This is a genomic window from Bacillus sp. I-2 (assembly GCF_001974945.1).
In the GTDB taxonomy this organism is placed as follows: Bacteria; Bacillota; Bacilli; order Bacillales; family Bacillaceae; genus Bacillus; species Bacillus safensis.
In genome coordinates, this window is record NZ_LZRW01000011.1 from 334,291 (window position 1) to 351,888 (window position 17,598).

16 protein-coding genes are annotated in these 17,598 nt (G+C 37.6%); 13 read left to right on the top strand and 3 right to left on the bottom strand.

All coding sequences use genetic code 11. The annotated features are described in order from the left end of the window. Positions 1 to 54 precede the first annotated feature (54 nt). On the top strand, positions 55 to 672 hold the full coding sequence (locus BAE31_RS05125; protein WP_076839623.1) for a hypothetical protein: 618 nt from the start codon (positions 55 to 57) through the stop codon (positions 670 to 672). A 67-nt stretch (positions 673 to 739) separates the two neighbouring features. Here the strand turns inward: BAE31_RS05125 and BAE31_RS05130 are convergent, their stop codons facing one another. Then, a complete protein-coding gene (locus tag BAE31_RS05130; RefSeq protein ID WP_024427042.1) occupies positions 740 to 1,498 on the bottom strand; it encodes an N-acetylmuramoyl-L-alanine amidase in 759 nt (252 codons plus the stop codon). Between the two features lie 320 nt (positions 1,499 to 1,818). On the opposite strand from BAE31_RS05130, the gene spoVK reads away from it, so the two are divergent. From spoVK to glnA, 5 genes are all read left to right on the top strand, one after another. Beyond that, positions 1,819 to 2,778, top strand: coding sequence for a stage V sporulation protein K (gene spoVK / locus BAE31_RS05135; RefSeq protein WP_076839625.1), 960 nt, complete (start codon positions 1,819 to 1,821; stop codon positions 2,776 to 2,778). A 121-nt stretch (positions 2,779 to 2,899) separates the two neighbouring features. Continuing rightward, positions 2,900 to 4,171: a GTPase HflX gene (gene hflX, locus BAE31_RS05140; RefSeq protein WP_041109155.1), complete on the top strand. Its 1,272-nt coding sequence runs from the start codon at positions 2,900 to 2,902 to the stop codon at positions 4,169 to 4,171. A 6-nt stretch (positions 4,172 to 4,177) separates the two neighbouring features. Then, positions 4,178 to 5,458 (top strand): methionine gamma-lyase family protein, encoded by a 1,281-nt coding sequence (locus BAE31_RS05145; protein ID WP_034281939.1) that lies wholly within the window; start codon positions 4,178 to 4,180, stop codon positions 5,456 to 5,458. 91 nt (positions 5,459 to 5,549) lie between these two features. Beyond that, positions 5,550 to 5,960, top strand: coding sequence for a MerR family transcriptional regulator (locus BAE31_RS05150; protein WP_041109160.1), 411 nt, complete (start codon positions 5,550 to 5,552; stop codon positions 5,958 to 5,960). A gap of 60 nt (positions 5,961 to 6,020) precedes the next feature. Further along, the gene (glnA, locus tag BAE31_RS05155) at positions 6,021 to 7,355 is read left to right on the top strand and encodes a type I glutamate--ammonia ligase (protein WP_024427046.1); all 1,335 of its coding nucleotides are present in this window, start codon (positions 6,021 to 6,023) and stop codon (positions 7,353 to 7,355) included. Between the two features lie 115 nt (positions 7,356 to 7,470). On the opposite strand, the gene BAE31_RS05160 is transcribed toward glnA, so the two are convergent. Both BAE31_RS05160 and BAE31_RS05165 read right to left on the bottom strand, forming a co-directional pair. Continuing rightward, positions 7,471 to 8,625, bottom strand: coding sequence for a tyrosine-type recombinase/integrase (locus BAE31_RS05160; RefSeq protein WP_076839627.1), 1,155 nt, complete (start codon positions 8,623 to 8,625; stop codon positions 7,471 to 7,473). A 141-nt stretch (positions 8,626 to 8,766) separates the two neighbouring features. Next, entirely contained in the window at positions 8,767 to 9,480 is a 714-nt protein-coding gene (locus BAE31_RS05165; protein ID WP_076839629.1) for a helix-turn-helix domain-containing protein, read from the bottom strand. 459 nt (positions 9,481 to 9,939) lie between these two features. On the opposite strand from BAE31_RS05165, the gene BAE31_RS05175 reads away from it, so the two are divergent. The 7 genes from BAE31_RS05175 to BAE31_RS05200 all read left to right on the top strand — a co-directional run bounded on the left by BAE31_RS05175 (position 9,940) and on the right by BAE31_RS05200 (position 17,223). Continuing rightward, positions 9,940 to 11,100, top strand: coding sequence for an AimR family lysis-lysogeny pheromone receptor (locus BAE31_RS05175; RefSeq protein ID WP_083703969.1), 1,161 nt, complete (start codon positions 9,940 to 9,942; stop codon positions 11,098 to 11,100). Positions 11,101 to 11,132: 32 nt separating this feature from the next. Continuing rightward, the gene (locus BAE31_RS20000) at positions 11,133 to 11,255 is read left to right on the top strand and encodes a hypothetical protein (protein ID WP_268412795.1); all 123 of its coding nucleotides are present in this window, start codon (positions 11,133 to 11,135) and stop codon (positions 11,253 to 11,255) included. A 356-nt stretch (positions 11,256 to 11,611) separates the two neighbouring features. After that, the gene (locus BAE31_RS05185; protein WP_076839635.1) at positions 11,612 to 12,115 is read left to right on the top strand and encodes a hypothetical protein; all 504 of its coding nucleotides are present in this window, start codon (positions 11,612 to 11,614) and stop codon (positions 12,113 to 12,115) included. Further along, positions 12,105 to 12,230: a hypothetical protein gene (locus BAE31_RS20005; protein WP_283936065.1), complete on the top strand. Its 126-nt coding sequence runs from the start codon at positions 12,105 to 12,107 to the stop codon at positions 12,228 to 12,230. Before BAE31_RS05185 ends, BAE31_RS20005 begins: the two co-directional genes overlap by 11 nt. 162 nt (positions 12,231 to 12,392) lie before the next feature. Then, positions 12,393 to 13,454, top strand: coding sequence for a hypothetical protein (locus tag BAE31_RS05190; protein WP_083703970.1), 1,062 nt, complete (start codon positions 12,393 to 12,395; stop codon positions 13,452 to 13,454). Between the two features lie 328 nt (positions 13,455 to 13,782). Beyond that, positions 13,783 to 16,839, top strand: coding sequence for a hypothetical protein (locus BAE31_RS05195; protein ID WP_076839637.1), 3,057 nt, complete (start codon positions 13,783 to 13,785; stop codon positions 16,837 to 16,839). A gap of 183 nt (positions 16,840 to 17,022) precedes the next feature. Beyond that, on the top strand, positions 17,023 to 17,223 hold the full coding sequence (locus BAE31_RS05200) for a helix-turn-helix domain-containing protein (RefSeq protein WP_008343997.1): 201 nt from the start codon (positions 17,023 to 17,025) through the stop codon (positions 17,221 to 17,223). The last annotated feature ends 375 nt before the right edge of the window (positions 17,224 to 17,598 follow it).

The following is a 17,598-nucleotide window of genomic DNA, read 5'->3' on the forward strand; positions in this document are numbered from 1 at the left end:
GTTTTGGCTTTTTGCCATTTCTAACAATGTGTTACATACTGGAGGTTACCGAACATGGGAAAAATGGACGAAATTATTTTAGTTGCACCACGCGCACGCGTGTTCCAAAACGAATCACTTGCGTTTAATGGTGTGAACAGTGAAGAGAAAACAATCAGCACCATTATGAAAGAAATCGAAGAGCACTTCGAGCAAATGCGAAGAGGCGATGCAGAAGAAAATCCTGACTTCAAGCAGCCGATTCCTTATGTCGTGATTAAGCGTGAGGACGAAGTGTATGTATACGAAAGACTTCAAGGCGGGGGAGAGACTCGCTTACATCATAAGTTATCTCTTGGCTTTGGGGGGCATATGAATTTCATCGAAGGAAAAAACTTTGCTGAGATTCTAAAAGAAAATACAGATCGTGAGCTCGACGAAGAACTTTCTATTCAAGAAGAAGACAAACTTGAAATGAAAACCCTTGGTTTAATCAATGACGATGACAACAGTGTCGGCCGTGTGCACATCGGACTGTTATCAGCGCTTGAGCTATCTCCGGGTGCTCATGTGGAAGTGAAAGAAACAGATCAAATCTCAGGAAAATGGATGAAAGCAGCCGATTTGAAAAAGCCTGAATACTTTGATCGTCTTGAAACATGGTCTCAATTTGTCGTTAACATCTTAGCGTAAATGAATACACAACAAACCGGCTCAGCAGAAGACTTGAGCCGGTTTGTTTCGTTACAACAGCTTCAGCTTATTGGAAAACGAATGCGTCGTGACCAGCCTGCTTCAATCTTGCGACGAGATCATCTGCATTTTGCTTTGTACGGAAAGCCCCGGCCTGCACTCGGAACATGCCGCCGTCTAATACAACAAACGCGTCAAAGCCTTTGGATTTAAGTGTGGCTGCTAATTCATCTGCATTGGCTTTCACTTTGAAAGCTCCTGCCTGCACTTTATAAAGATTACTTGCTTTTTTTTTCAATTGAAAGGCTTCTTCTAGACCAGTCGCATGAGCGCGAGCGATGCCTTGAAGGAAGGTTGCGTTGCGGAGCTTATTAGCATCAGCTGCCGTATCGATGAAACCATTCTCTGTTAAAATAGCGGGCATAGAAGTTTCTCGAAGAACGTGGAAGTTCGCAGTTTTCTTGCCGCGGTTAGCAAAATCAACCGAGCGGACAATTTCATCATGAAGGGCATTGCGATACGTGGTGGTCGGTGCTGAAACGCCTGGATACACATAGCTTTCAAACCCTGTGCCCCCGCCAGCATTAATATGAATAGACACGAAATAGTCAGCCCCCCAGCTGTTTGCCGCATTCGTACGCTGGGACAAAGTGACGGATTGGTCAGTTGAACGACTTAAGCGGACGGAAACCCCATCATATTCACTAATCAAAATGTCTCTCAATAAAAGCGCGATTTGAAGTGTTATATTTTTCTCCAAAAGTCCATTAGCACTAGCTCCAGAATCTGTTCCTCCGTGGCCAGGATCAATAAAAATTTTCACCATCTATTCATCACCTCGTCTTTATTTTATGAGAAAATAGAAGAATTGCCTGTACAAAATGCGGAAATCATTGAGACTCTTTTCTGCATCATTTGTGATCAAAAAGCTACATTTTTCTAAGAAAAAGCAAATTGTTGGTTTGTCCGCCCAAACGGGATGAATACAATGGAAATAGCACATCATTTCCTGGGAAACCGCAGAAATCCCTACAATATTCGGTATCTCGGGTCATTTTGACAGCAAACTTGGGCTTAAGCGGGCGATTGTCACGATTACAGCTCCACCCGAATAGAATAAAGAGAGAAGAGCGAGAGGTGAATACGTTGGAGCGAGCTGTCACATATAAAAACAACGGCCAAATTAATATTATACTTAACGGACAAAAGCAAGTATTGGTTGATGCAGACTCTGAGGCTGAATATCTGGAAGCCTTGCAAAAAAATGAGGCAAAACACAGCATCTTACGGGAAATAGAGCGTGAAATGAACAGCCTTGTCGGTATGGATGAAATGAAACGAAACATAAAAGAGATTTATGCTTGGATTTTTGTTAATCAAAAGCGGCAGGAACAAGGGTTAAAGGTAGGAAAGCAGGCGCTTCATATGATGTTCAAAGGAAATCCTGGCACAGGAAAAACCACAGTTGCAAGACTTGTCGGGAAGCTTTTCTTTGAAATGAATGTGCTCTCAAAGGGTCACTTAATTGAAGCAGAACGCGGTGATCTTGTTGGAGAGTACATTGGTCATACAGCGCAAAAAACAAGGGATTTAATTAAAAAATCACTAGGTGGTATTTTGTTCATTGACGAAGCCTATTCTCTTGCACGCGGAGGAGAAAAGGATTTTGGAAAAGAGGCGATTGATACCCTTGTAAAACATATGGAGGACAAACAGCACGAATTCATTCTCATTCTTGCTGGCTACTCCAAGGAAATGGATCATTTTCTTTCTTTAAACCCCGGCCTGCAATCAAGATTTCCAATCAACATCAGCTTTCCTGATTATACAGTCGATCAGCTCATGGATATTGCTAAACGAATGATGACAGACAGAGAATATGTATTTACACAAGAAGCCGAATGGAAGCTGCGGGATTATTTAATGCACATTAAAAGTACCACAAGCCCGGCAAAATTCAGCAACGGCCGGTTTGTGCGAAACACCATTGAAAAAGCCATACGAACCCAGGCGATGAGACTGCTTCTTGTGGATCATTATGATAAAAAAGATCTGCTGACCATTAAAAGTCACGATCTTCAAATGAAAGAGGATACGCCTTCTTGAAATGGCGTATCCTTTTTATAAAGAGTCACTAAAATAAACCATCCGAATAGTGGTATACGTGTGATGTGTTTGGTATGATGGTACTACTGAAAACTTAAGTACAGAAAGGAAACAACTAACGTTGAATGAACATGAAATGACTGAAAAAGCGATCCTTGTCGGCTGCCAATTGCCGCATGTAACGGATGAACGCTTTCAATACTCAATGGAAGAATTAGCTTCCTTAACCAAAACGGCTGGCGGTGAAGCTGTCAGCGTGATGACGCAGAAGAGAAATAGACAAGACAGTGCAACGTATATCGGTAAAGGGAAAGTAGAAGAACTTGAAGTGCTTTGCGAGGAACTCGAATGTGATGTCATTATTTTTAACGACGAGCTTTCTCCAAGCCAGCTAAAAGCTTTGGCGACTGCTTTAGATGTGAAAATTATTGATCGTACGCAATTGATTTTAGATATCTTTGCAAAAAGAGCCCGTACAAGAGAGGGGAAGCTGCAAATAGAGCTTGCCCAGCTTCAGTATGCCTTGCCGAGACTAAGTGGACAAGGGATCAGCCTTTCAAGACAAGGGGGCGGAATTGGCGCAAGAGGTCCAGGTGAAACAAAACTTGAAACAGACAGACGCCATATTCGAAACCGCATTCACGAAATTAACGGGCAGTTATCTGCAGTTAAAGAACACCGCACAAGATACCGAGAGCGCCGAAAGAAAAATGGTGTGTTCCAAATTGCCATTGTCGGGTATACGAATGCCGGAAAATCAACTTTGTTTAACCAATTAACAGAAGCGGATAGTCATGAAGAGGACCTGCTGTTTGCGACACTTGATCCAATGACACGTAAGATGACATTAGAATCTGGCTACAGTGTGCTCATTTCGGATACGGTTGGCTTTATCCAAGACCTTCCGACCACACTGATTGCCGCATTTCGTTCCACCCTTGAAGAAGTGAAGGAAGCCGATTATTTGCTTCATGTCATCGACTCTTCTAATGAGGATTATGAAGGACACGAACGAACGGTTCATGAGCTTTTAGAAGAATTAGAAGCGGACCGTATTCCGATGCTGACTGTTTATAACAAGGAAGATCAAATTAGACCAGATTTCATCCCATCTTCAAAGCATCGCCACATCTTAATCAGTGCTAAGCACAAAGAAGATGTAAAAAGGTTAAAAGCGGATATTATGGCTGAGCTGAAAAAAGCCTTTTTAAAGCCATATCATGTAAAGATTCCAGCGCATGAAGGCAAGCTCATCTCCGCATTAAAATCAGAAACGCTTGTGGAATCACTAGAATTTCAAAAAGAAGCAGAGATTTATGATATCACCGGATTTAGTGGTGAGGATCAGACCATTTTAGGTCAAATCAAGAAGTATATGTTGGAAAGGAATTAAATCAAGATGTTTCACACATTAAAACACGGCAGTATTTTAGAAAAAGCAGCAGCAGAAACAGAACAAGAGATTTTACACGTGCATCAGCAAATTGATCAAAAGAGCGAACAAAATGAGTGGCGGGTGCTTGAAAGCTATCGAAAGCACAAAGTCAGTGACTCTCACTTTAATCCAACAACTGGATATGGCTACGATGATATGGGGAGAGACACATTAGAAAAGATTTATGCGGATGTCTTCGGAGGAGAAAGCGGGCTTGTGCGTCCGCAGATCATTTCCGGCACACACGCAATTTCCATTGCCTTATTTGGTGTGCTGAGACCTGGCGATGAATTGATCTATATGACGGGAAAACCATACGATACGCTAGAAGAAATTGTCGGGATTCGCGGGAAAGAAGGGACAGGCTCATTAAAAGACTTCCAGATTGACTACAAAGCCATTGATTTACGACAAGATGGATCCGTCGATTATGAGAAAGTAAAAGAGTCGATTTCCTCTAAAACAAAAGTCATCGGCATTCAGCGTTCAAAAGGCTATGCGTCAAGACCATCCTTTACTATAGAAGAAATTGAGCAAATGATTTCATTTGTGAAAGAGATGAATGAAGAAATCATTGTGTTTGTAGATAACTGTTATGGTGAATTTACTGAATTAAAAGAGCCGTGTCATGTCGGAGCTGACCTCATGGCCGGTTCACTCATTAAAAACCCAGGCGGTGGCCTTGCCAAAACAGGCGGCTACATCGTTGGAAAAGAAAAATGGGTAGAAGCTTGCTCTTATCGAATGACATCTCCAGGCATCGGCAGTGAAGCGGGTGCATCGCTGTATGCGCTCCAAGAAATGTATCAAGGCTTTTTCTTGGCGCCGCATGTTGTCGCTCAAAGCTTAAAAGGCGCAGTGTTTACGGCTCGTTTTCTTGAGAAGCTCGGATTCCAAACAAACCCAGCGTGGAATGCGAAAAGAACGGATTTGATTCAATCAGTCGAATTTGGAGATCCTAAAAAAATGATTGCGTTCTGTCAGGCAATCCAGTATGCATCTCCGATTAATAGTCACGTCACACCACATGCAAGCTATATGCCGGGCTACGAGGACGATGTCATTATGGCAGCGGGCACCTTTGTACAAGGGGCCAGTATCGAATTATCAGCCGATGGTCCGATCAGACCGCCTTATACTGCCTATGTTCAAGGCGGACTCACGTATGCCCATGTGAAAAATGCGATTTGCAGTGCTGTCGATGCCTTATTGGAACAAGGTTTTATTGAAGTACCTGCTCAATAAAAAAATCCATGTTAATATTCCTAACATCTTGTTGACACATAATATAACATGACATATAATAAATTTAAGCAAAGAGGAGGAGACAGTTGAGATGAGTGATAACATTCGCCGCTCAATGCCTTTATTCCCAATTGGGATTGTCATGCAGCTAACAGAATTATCTGCAAGACAAATTCGCTATTATGAGGAAAATGGTTTAGTATTTCCAGCAAGAAGTGATGGAAATCGCCGATTATTTTCTTTTCATGATGTTGATAAATTACTAGAAATTAAAAACCTCATCGAACAAGGTGTAAACATGGCGGGAATCAAAAAGCTTTTTGCCAAAGCTGAGGCAGAAAATCCATCGTCTGATACAAAGACGGATGAAAAAGCTACAGCTAAGCACAACTTGACAGATGATGAACTCAGGAAGCTACTGAAGAAGGAACTCATTCAGGCTGGACGTTTCCAACAAGGAACGACCTTTAGGCAGGGGGATATGTCAAGGTTCTTCCGTTAACCAATTAGCAAAAGCATTGCTATACACATTTTACCTTTTGTAGGGGAGGAGTTTTACGAAATGGCAAAGTACACAAGAGAAGATATCGTAAAATTAGTAAATGAGGAAAACGTAAAGTACATCCGTCTGCAATTTACAGACATTCTCGGAACGATTAAAAATGTTGAGATTCCTGTGAGCCAGTTAGAAAAAGCTCTCGATAACAAATGTATGTTTGACGGTTCATCTATTGAAGGATTCGTACGTATCGAAGAATCAGATATGTACCTATACCCAGATCTAAACACATTTGTTATTTTCCCTTGGACAGCAGAAAAAGGTAAAGTTGCACGCTTTATTTGTGACATTTATAAGCCAGACGGGACACCATTTGATGGAGACCCGCGTAACAACTTAAAGCGTATCTTAAAGGAAATGGAAGAACTAGGATTTAGTGATTTCAACCTTGGACCTGAGCCAGAATTCTTCTTATTTAAATTAGATGAAAAAGGCGAGCCAACGCTTGAACTAAACGATAAAGGCGGATACTTTGACCTTGCACCAACAGATCTAGGCGAAAACTGCCGCCGTGATATCGTGCTAGAGCTTGAAGAAATGGGCTTTGAAATTGAAGCATCTCACCACGAAGTAGCACCTGGACAGCATGAAATTGATTTCAAATATGCAGGCGCGATCCGTTCTTGTGATGACATTCAAACATTCAAACTCGTTGTCAAAACCATTGCGAGAAAGCATGGTCTTCATGCGACATTCATGCCAAAACCATTGTTCGGTGTAAACGGATCTGGTATGCACTGTAACCTATCATTATTCAAAAATGGTAAAAACGCATTCTTTGATGAAAAAGCAGATTTACAATTAAGCGAGACTGCTAGACACTTTATCGCAGGTATCGTCAAGCACGCAACAAGCTTTACAGCGGTCACAAACCCAACGGTAAACTCTTACAAGCGTCTTGTACCTGGCTATGAAGCACCTTGCTATGTGGCATGGAGTGCACAAAACCGCAGCCCGTTGATCCGTATCCCGGCATCACGCGGCATCAGCACACGTGTAGAAGTGCGCAGCGTAGACCCATCTGCAAACCCATACCTTGCACTAAGCGTATTACTTGCAGCAGGTCTTGACGGAATCAAAAACAAACTAGAAGCACCAGCACCAATCGACAGAAACATCTATGTCATGGACAAAGAAGAGCGTCTTGAAAACGGCATCTCTGACCTTCCTGCAACACTTGCAGAAGCACTCGAGCTGCTGAAATCAAACGAAGTCATGATCAACGCACTAGGCGATCACCTATTCGAGCACTTCATCGAATCAAAAGAAATTGAATGGGATATGTTCCGCACCCAAGTACACCCATGGGAACGCGATCAGTATATGTCTCAGTATTAATAAATAAACGTTGATTTAAAAGGGTTTATAAAAAGAATTTGGTGGTCAAATTTATAGTGACCACAACCATTAAATGGTTTGACCACTTTTTGACCACCAAATTCAACAAAAAATTTCAACTCAGAATTGAGTTGATGTAATTCTCGAAACTGTCCACAGATTTATTTTCGAGTTTTTCACTTATATGAGCGTATACGTCAGAAGTTATGCTTATGTTTTTATGTCCCAATCTTTCTTGGATGAACTTCATACTTTGGCCAGCTTCCAACAGAAGAACGGCGTGAGTATGTCTTAGTCCATGGATTGGGATATTTTCAATTTCAGCCTTTTTTAATATTCTTTTTAGAGCATTGAAGAGGGAGGACTTTGGTAAGGGATCTCCTTTTTCTCTGCAGAAAACAAGATCTAGATCATGATCGTATATTTCATTAAAGACCATTTTGTTATCGTTGATCCACTTCATATGAGCATGAAGTTCCTTTGCAAAAGATTCAGTAATCTTGATTGTTCGTTCTGAGTGATATGTTTTTGTGTTTCCGAATACTTCTTCACCAGGGTCTCTTTGGAAGTCTAGTGATTTGTTTATGGCTATTGTCCGATTTTTTAGATCAATATCTTTTCGTTGAAGAGCAGCAGCTTCACCTTTTCTCATTCCAGTTTCAATCAAAGTCTTAAAATAAATGTAATAGATATAGTTGTCCTGACGAGCTGTTTTTAAGAACTTTCCAATGTCCTCAGAGTTGATATATTCCAAACTGTGTTTGGATTTGGATCGATCTTTTTTGGGCAATACAACTCCATCGCATGGGTTTGATGAAATTTTTTTGAGTGGTCTAACAGCCATCGATAAAGCGTGATACATTGTACCGTGTATGATCTCGATAGTTCTTGTGCTGTATTTACCTGATTCCTCAAGAGTATTTATGAATTTTTGGTATCTCATTGGTGTTATGTCTTTTAGCTTAATCTCTTTGAAGTAGGGGAGGATTTTATTCTCAATATTTCTTTTGTGAATGTTAAACGTGTTTTTTGCAACCTTTCCTTTTTTATAAACTTCTAACCATTCAATAAGAAAATGTTTTAAAGATGTTTCTCCACCACCAACCTCTATATCACTTCTAAGTAATTCCTCATGTTTTGAAGCAGCAATTTGTGCTTCTTTTTTTGTACTAAATCCACCTTTAGAAAGCTCTGTTACTTCTTGTGTTACAGGATCCTTATATTTAATTCTATACTGCCATGTCGTACCTCTTTTACGGAAACTTGCCAATAAAATGCCACCTTTCGATTTTAATTATGAGAGAGAGCCCTGAATGAACTCTCTTATGTAATTTACTATAATAAATTCGCTAGTAATGAGATCAATTGGTTAGAATATGTCATCTATTCACCTCCTTTTAAAACATTAAATTTAGATCCAAATATCATCTGATGTATCTAAAGAACGAATTTTTTCTCTTAAGCGTGGTTTGCCAAAAGCAATCATTTCTTCGTTAATTCGATTTTCCTCTTCGATTAAAGTGTTGAGGACTCTCAATAATGCTTTCTCATCTAAATTGTATGGACTGATGTCTTTAAAGAAATGAGCAAAGAATAAAAAGAACTCTTTTTTGCTTTTCATGGCCTCGGTACAATTGTATAAACCCTCAGCGATATTAAATCCGTAGTAGCCCAAATCCAAAGCTGATTTTAAGTTGTCGGATATACGATCTATTTTATCTACGACAATTTCTTCATGGCTTTTTTGTTCTTCTATATAGTCTAAAACTTTCTGAGGCACATAGTCAGGATTATTTTGAGCCTCTTGATTTTCCTCTTCGATTTTTTTTTCTTGTTCTTCTTCCCAATGCATTTCAATTTCTTCTTCTAAAGAAGGGCTGATATTGAAATGTTTTAGCGCTGGTTTAATTTCTTCTTCGGGTAGACCTAGAATACGAAACATTTTTCGCATAGTTATATAATCTGGCTTTTTGTTGTATCCGTTTTCTATCTGACTTACATAAGATCTGTTTTTTCCTAAAGTTCTAGATAATTCAGAAGAGCTTATATTGAGATATGCTCTTTTAACTTTTAAGAACTGACCTAAATTATCTCGGAATTCGGAAAAATGATTACTACTTTTCAAATTTCTCACCTCAATATCGAATTATACATCATGAATCAAATATAATCAAACGCATCATAAAAAATAAAAAATGTGAAATATGTTGATTCATATGATGCAATGATTTATAATTGATTTATGATAATCGTTAAGAATCAACTCACGTTCTTTGACAACTGAATAACCCACAATTATAAATTTACATCTAATTGGAAGCGAGGTGATTTATAATGAGAGATATGCAAAACTTCTCATCTTGGCAACTAGCGCAAAACATAATGATGCATGAGTTCATAGCACAGAATGAAGATATATTAGACCGATTTCCATTATGGCTTCAACACAACAGGCATATCAGAGAATTTGACTTGCTCCCAAAGAGTGAAATCAACAAGATGATCAAGCTATTTGATCCTGCAGCTGATGTTGAGATAGATAGAACATTGCAATTCATATAGAGATAAATAGGGGGATATTGGATTGAGCAAATTAAAAGCATTCATCAAAAGCAAGTGTGAAGACGATTCTTCAATGGCTATGAAATTGGCAAAGATAGCAGGATATACAGATAGAAGTGGTTTTTACCGATTTCTGAACGAACCTAGTAAGGAAACATCTGATATTCAAAGCATCATAGATATTGTTAAAGAAATTGATCCAGGCAGAGAAATGGAAATGATGAGTGAATACATACCAACGCTCGATCCAGGAAAGCAATGCTCAAGACAAGCGTTAGAATACTTTTCTGTTAACGCTGAAATTGAAAAGCTTGATACTCACATCGAGAATATCCTTAACAACACAGCTAACATTAAAAGTCTAGAGTGGGCTAAGACTTACAAAGCACAAAGGGATGCTGAAAAAGGTCTTGTAAATTCTGAAGATTTGGTCAGGTTACTAGGGAGTTTCAAATTAAAAACAGACGAGATGAAAGTTTACAGTCGAATCATTCCGATGTATTTCGCATTATGGAATAACCAATTTAACAGACTTGATTCGTTGTCAGAAGACGTTGTGATTGAAAGTTTAGAAGAGTCATATGTTAAGCAATCGTTCCACAGCCGATTGATGTTACTCTTAGCTAACTGTTCACTAAGGCAGAATAAGCTGGAAAGAGTGCGCTATTATTCAAGCTATGGGATACTCAACTCCAATGTAAGAAGAATTACAGCCTATTCGTATTTAGCGCAAGGTAACTCTCAAATGTTTACAGACTACGATTCAAGTAAAAAATGTTTTCTCTTTGCATTAGAACATTCAACTGAGAACAGAGAGAGATCAATCCAAGCTTTAAGAAGTTTGTGCTTCCTTGAAAATTTATGGGGAAAAGAAAACAAATGGTTACATCATGACTCAGAGGAAATTAGTGACCGACAAGAGGTTGCTCACAGCTACATTCGCAAAGGTGAAATGTCAATTGCTAAATCAATTCTAGAAGCCCTAGAAGCCGAGGAACACGATGACAACCAGTTAGGTATGCATATGTATCTAAAAGGGCTTGCGTACGGCTCAGACGGATATTTCTATAAGTCTATTAAGCACTTTAAGTTAAGTGGGGATAAATTCTCTGCTAACTTGCCACTACTTGAACTTGAAAAGTTAGGCACAGATAAACTCATTCTTGAAGTATTGGCAGTTTAAGATGAATTAATCGCTTGAAGGGAGGTGAAAAAATGAAAAAAGTATTCGCACTTACTATTGTAGCAGCTGCAATTTTCTTTGGAGGTGTAGTTGCAGGTACACAAATTGATACGGCTTCTGATTTCAACACAGCGGGATTTGGGCATGGTGCTTAATTAAATGCTTTACATATTAGAAAGGTGGGGAGATTGAATCTCTGCCTTTTTGATATATCAAGAAATGATCTAAAAAGGAGAAATTGAAATGATTTTAAATCTAACTTGTACGTGTGGAAACGAAGCAGAGTTTAATAAGGAACGATTTTTACATAGTGAAATTTCTGATTATGACTTTGGTCACCACGAGATACACCTGTCATTCGATTCCGAGATTTACGGTACTGATGAAATAGGCGGAGAGCATTTCGCAGTTAGTGACCTTTATGTGAATGATGAAAGTTTGGTCTTAACTTGTAACCGATGCAATTCATCTTTAACTATCAAGAAATCTTAATAAAGGAAGGAGGAAGCGATTGGGTAAATTCAGAAGCATGGCTATCTCAAGCATGGCAGAGGATCTTGGGTTTACAACTGAGTTAAAAAACAACGGCACATATTATAACCCAGAATTGAATGCGCTGCTGATCACTAATGGATTTGTAGCTGATTTAGTGAAATTAAACTATTTCGAGTCAGCGATCATCAAAATGCCTTATAGGATGAATAAAGGTGTGTGTAAAAAAATCCTCTACAGAGAGTCAACGACCAATCTAAGAAAAGACATAGGTGTAATGATCAGAAGTATGAACTCATTCACTTCTGATGGATATCACAGAATGAACATAATTAAATGGAATGAAGAAGGCGATTCATTAATCGTTGCAAGTGAATACTGTCCTGAAGCGACAATACATATTGATTTAATTGAAAGTAGCAAGTTGAAATACATAAGGGAATTAGAAGTGGGTAAAACAACTCTTTTATGCAAATTAGATTGTGATGAAGAAAGGAGAGTTGTTGTCCTGCATGCAAAATAATAACCACTATTACACTGATCAAGTATTTGAGGACGAGAAGGACGCTGAATACAGTTCCTTCAAAACAATCAATATGCTCTTGAAATTGGTTTGGGCAACACCAACAAAGCGTTAAAACACTTTGAGAATCAAATAGCAATGCTTACGGATTTTATAGCGGAGTTAGGGTTAGATGAGAAATACATAAAGTACATGTACGAAATTGCAACAGATGAACATAGCGATAGCAACTGCAGAGAGACAGCGAGATATTACATAGATATTATTACTGAAAAGCATGGGAGCGATAATTATAAAAATTGAAATTTTAAAACCAGGAAAACAATTCAAAAATTATAAAGTTATGTGCCAAGAATTAGGCATCGAAGTGAAAAAATCATCGGATACGAAGAAAGCTCAGTTTAGAGAGTTGGAAAGGTACTGTACATATAACAAAGTTGGACATCTAATTACCATTGATCAAGTTTATGAAACTCCACTTGAAAAGAGGAAGCGGAAAGGGAATAACACTGTTTATGGCGACATCATGCAAATTTTAATTCTTGATCTGTTAGCTCAGAAAAGGAATAGTGGAAACCTGATAATCAGCAAAAGTAAATTTCTAAGGGAACTCAATCTGGTGAATCTAAACTACAGTCATTGTTTTAAAAGGAAAAAAGCTTTATCTATATTTTGCAAAGTAGATAGGCAGGTGGTAAGTGACTTTTACTATACTACAAATGACTCTTTTAAAAGAGCGATTGAGTTGGCTTTAAAAACCCTTCAAAATAAAAGGCTGATTATTTGTAATACTGTAACAAAGGTAAGTAAAAATGGGATGCATAGTTTAGCTTCGCCGGACGAAAAGCGTCTAATTTTATTTTCTGAGAGAAGCACGATGCTATCGCTCGGTTATACAAACCTCAAAAATCTTAGAATCTCAAAAGACTGGAAGGAGTTTTGTAAAAAGTCAAAAAAACTCTTAAAAGAACTTGGAGGTATTGATTTTTATTATTCTGCATATGAAATCACACCGAATGATAAATACTTGAAAGAAGAGTCTGATAAATTATTGGATTTTCTGTTGAACAAATTAGACAGGCAACGACATCAAAATGAGCTTAATAAAAAAGCTTGTAAAAAATTAGCTGTCAATGGTTCTAAAAGACACGAAACTGAAAGTGAATTGCCACAACAAAAGGAATTTAGACTTGAACAGTCATATTCTGAGGATATTAAGAAATTAATAGATATTGTGATTAAAGATAATGCAAAGATTATCTCACAAGAGATTTTGGAACTTGAAGAAATTAATGAGTTGGATTTTGAGATTGAATACAGCTTGCCTGACGGACTATAAAATTGACGGTTTAGACTTCCTATAGAAATATAAGAGCAAAACGTTTCAATCCGTTATTTTTTCCAATGTACATATTAGAGAAAAACATTCTTTAAAAGGAAAAACAAAATCCCAATCACAGTCTGAAGGGGGTATGGGGGATGGTTGGCTGCACGATAGATAATTTGGAACGCAGTGGAAAATTGTCTGTCTAAAGCATCCCCCATGTATTATATAAACACTCACATGCAAAAGAGCAGTTGCACAAAGCAAGCTTTGTACACCTTCTCATCATGATTAACAAGTTAATCATTCTTCGTGATAGAAATAACAATTTGGAGGAGATTCATTGAAATCAAACTTATCAAAGCAAGTATACATTTACTCATTAGACACATCAGCATTTTTTACACCAGAGGAACAGGTCATCAATAATGAAAATCTTAGCTTGACTTACTTCGTTGAATTTTTGAAAGAAGTCAAAAGTAGTAATGCTAGTCTAAGGGTAATGGATACAATTGAACTAACGGAGAAGCAAAAAGGAGAAATGAAAAAACATCGGCCTGCCAAAAAAATAATTACTGATTATGTTGATTCCTTGAAGATAGTTGCCAAAAAGGATCTGGAAGGTTCAGAAGAAAAGCAGCTGAAGAATATAGAAGTGTTGCAGGATGAAGGTCTTACTAGAAGAAAGATTGTTAAATTATGTGGGATTGCTAATCTTATTAAAAACCAAAATAAGAAGAAAATGAAAAAATTAATGGCTGACTTTAAAAAAACAAGGGAACTCAATCTCGATGCAATCAGATACAAGAACACTGGAGATATCAATATTAACAAGGTTATTGGTGTTTTTGAATCAACCTTAACTAGAACATTAGGAATTGAAACAGAAAACGAACAACCTTCAGATGAAATTATTATTGTTGAAAGTTTTTATGAAGAAGTCTTCGGCAGTCTGATCAAAAAAGGATTTAAGTTCAATAAAAAGCAGTACGACTATTATGCCTCATCTGCTGGACAGATTCGTGATAAGAAAGGTGTTTTCATCAAGAGGTCATCGCTCAATAAGCACAAAACAACCTTAATGTGCGGACTCGATGAAAAGTTGATCAACTCTAAAGGCGGCATGAATATCAATAAATGGAATGCTTATCTTGCCCTAAGCAATAGTGCTAGTTCCGTTTGGGAAGGCTTCAATATTGATAAAGCTATAGTTGTTCCAGATTTCGAGAATGAAATTGAAGGAAGCTTTGACTATATTGATCGTAATACATATGAAATAACTCGGAAGAAGATGACTATTCCAGTCGATCAGACTGATGGCTGCGGAATGATATTGCCAACTGTTGCAGATAAACCATTTCAATTCAGAGCACCATTTATGAAGGGGATGCTAGTACCTTTCGATTTCAAACAGTTTGCAAAAGAGCATGGTAAATCAATTATAAAAGACATTGATGGTCGTGAATGGGATGTGCTGGTAGACGATATTCACATGATCCTTACAAGGTCTCAATTTAAAATGTGGAGCTATTATGGCAACGAAAGTGAAAGTAAGTGGGATCACTACAAACGCTGTTTCAAGGAATATAATTGTGAAGCATCCAAACTAAATGAGGAAGAGGAAAATTTAAAGACAAGTAAGCTTAACTATCAAATGCTTCAAACATTAACGGACATCACAGACAGCGAAATGACAAGATTAACAAAACTTACGATTAATGAGATCAAAACACTTTATCAGAGCACTGATGCCATGTTAGATGTTATGGGAGCCGTTGAAGAAAATGAGAAAAGAAGCAATCTCCAGGAAGCTCTGTTTGTATATCCTGGCTTATTAAAAGATAATCATGTGAAAGAAACGATCAAAGAAATTAAAGCGAGGATGATTAAGGAAGCTAAAGCAGGAAAAATAAAGTTAAAAGGATCACATCATACTTTCTTAATACCCGACCTGTACGCAGCTTGTGAATTTTGGTTCAATGGTGAGGAAAATCCAAACGGATTAATTGAAGATGGAGAGGTTAGCTGTAAATTATATGAAGACAGCTTAGAAATTGACGTGCTTCGCTCTCCTCACCTTTATAGAGAGCATGGCATCAGATCCAATGTGATAAACGAAAAAACGAAGAAATGGTTCATCACAAAAGGAATCTATACATCAAACAAAGACTCTCTATTTAGGTTATTGCAATTTGATTTTGATGGTGATAAGGCTCTTGTTGTAAGCGATAAGGAATTTGTCAGTATTGCTAAAAGAAATATGAAGGTTGGCCAACATGATGAAATTCTTCCTCTTTATTATGAAATGGAATCTGCCCAGAAAGATATCATTGAAAATGGCAAAATATATGACAATCTGAGAAGTTCTTTCAAGGTCAACATCGGAGAGTTTTCTAATAACATATCAAAAGTTTGGAATAGCAAAGATGTAAACCTTGATGTAATCAAATGGTTAACGATGGAGAACAACTTTGGAATAGACTACGCAAAAACGCTATACCAGCCAACGAGGGCTACACATGCTAGTAATGAGATTGAAAAGTTCTTGAAAGTTGAAGAAGGTGATAAAACAAGAAAGCGAAAGCTGCCATACTTCTTCAAATATGCGAAAGACAAGGACGAGAAAAACGTTGAAATGCCTAATGGTTCTATGACTGTTGATAAGATAGATATAATTATGCCGACTGCAAGAGAAACGAAAAGAAGTTTTGATAAGGCGATGAATACATTAGAGTTAAATTACAGACTGTTCTTGAGTCCGAAATTACATAAGAAAAAAACATTAACAAAAGAAAATATTGATAAATTAGACCAACTCCTTAAAGAGTATAAAGAATTATACAAAGCGAAATATTATGAGAGTTTAAGCGCACCTGATCGTAGCCCTAGATTGCTAGAAAGGATTAGAAGATTAAACGAATGTGTAATGCGTGAATTGAAGATAAATCATGGGGATTCAGATTTATTAAAGATGGTTGAAGTGATCAAAGTGTACAAAATGATGGATACGAATAAATACAGGTTAAGCAATCAAGAGAAAAAGGAAGAAAAGAGATCTGATAAAAAATGGTTTGTGTATAAGGTATTCACTAACGAACTATTGAATCTAAATGTGACAAAAACTGAAGTGCTTGATATCTTAGTTGAATATCTATTCTTCATTAAGAAGACAAAATTCAAGGATACATTATGGGGATGCTTTGGAAATGATCTCCTGTGGAATCTGAAGACAAATTTAAATGTGATTGCTGAATGTAAAAACCATCATTGTGAAAACAAGTTGAGAGATCTGAATGCCAGAAGACATTACTTATGTGAGGATTGTTATAAAGATCATCGGAAACAGTTGGATGCGGATAGAAAAGCGATTGCGAGAAAAAACAGAAAAATGTCCGCTTGAATTTGATAACTGATTAATGGATACACGAAGAACCCTTGATGCAACAAGGGTTTTTTATGTTCATATGAATTTCTATAACCGTATACTAGGGAATAAATAATTTCCCATTTAAAACATAACATAAAAATGAATGATAACGCAATGATTAAATAAATCTTGCGAAAGGAGTCGGGACTAGAATAAATGAATATCGAACGATTTGAATTAAGACAAGCTATGCAAAAAAGAAGAATAACCCAAGTGGAAGCAGCCAAGCATTGCGGTTGTACCCAGTCTCATTTAAGTAAATACTTCACTTTCGAGTGCGAAATTTCAAAAGAAAAATTAAATCGACTTGTCGAATTTGTTTATTCTCGCCCTGAACTCGTATGGAAGAAAAAGTAGCAATTTTTTTGGTCGTCACTACAATACCGTTTGTTGCGGAAACAGCGAATAAGGGTTGTACCTAGCAATTTCAGCGACCTTACCAAAAACAAATGAATTTGCGTTCACGTTTTGTAGTTTTGTAATCATTTCATTTCGCCTCCAGAAAAACGAATGATTAGGTGAGGTTTGTAAGCTACAGCCCACTGCCCCCGAAAGTTACAAACATTTTTATTTCTCCTTTTTGTATGAGTGTTGGGGCGCTATATGCGCTCCTGTATTCGTACAACTAAAAAAATTCAAACGATAATATTTCATATAAATGGATGGTGTAAGCCATGTTTAAACCAAAATGGGGAAACCCAAATCCCAATACAGATTTTCAAAAAATCTATA

Bases quoted from the DNA above. Each gene is read 5' to 3' on its own strand.
- BAE31_RS05125 (WP_076839623.1), top strand. From the start codon at position 55: ATGGGAAAAATGGACGAAATTATTTTAGTTGCACCACGCGCACGCGTG.
- BAE31_RS05130 (WP_024427042.1), bottom strand. From the start codon at position 1,498: ATGGTGAAAATTTTTATTGATCCTGGCCACGGAGGAACAGATTCTGGA.
- BAE31_RS05145 (WP_034281939.1), top strand. From the start codon at position 4,178: ATGTTTCACACATTAAAACACGGCAGTATTTTAGAAAAAGCAGCAGCA.
- BAE31_RS05150 (WP_041109160.1), top strand. From the start codon at position 5,550: ATGAGTGATAACATTCGCCGCTCAATGCCTTTATTCCCAATTGGGATT.
- glnA (WP_024427046.1), top strand. From the start codon at position 6,021: ATGGCAAAGTACACAAGAGAAGATATCGTAAAATTAGTAAATGAGGAA.
- BAE31_RS20000 (WP_268412795.1), top strand. From the start codon at position 11,133: ATGAAAAAAGTATTCGCACTTACTATTGTAGCAGCTGCAATTTTCTTT.
- BAE31_RS20005 (WP_283936065.1), top strand. From the start codon at position 12,105: ATGCAAAATAATAACCACTATTACACTGATCAAGTATTTGAGGACGAG.
- BAE31_RS05190 (WP_083703970.1), top strand. From the start codon at position 12,393: ATGGGAGCGATAATTATAAAAATTGAAATTTTAAAACCAGGAAAACAA.
- BAE31_RS05200 (WP_008343997.1), top strand. From the start codon at position 17,023: ATGAATATCGAACGATTTGAATTAAGACAAGCTATGCAAAAAAGAAGA.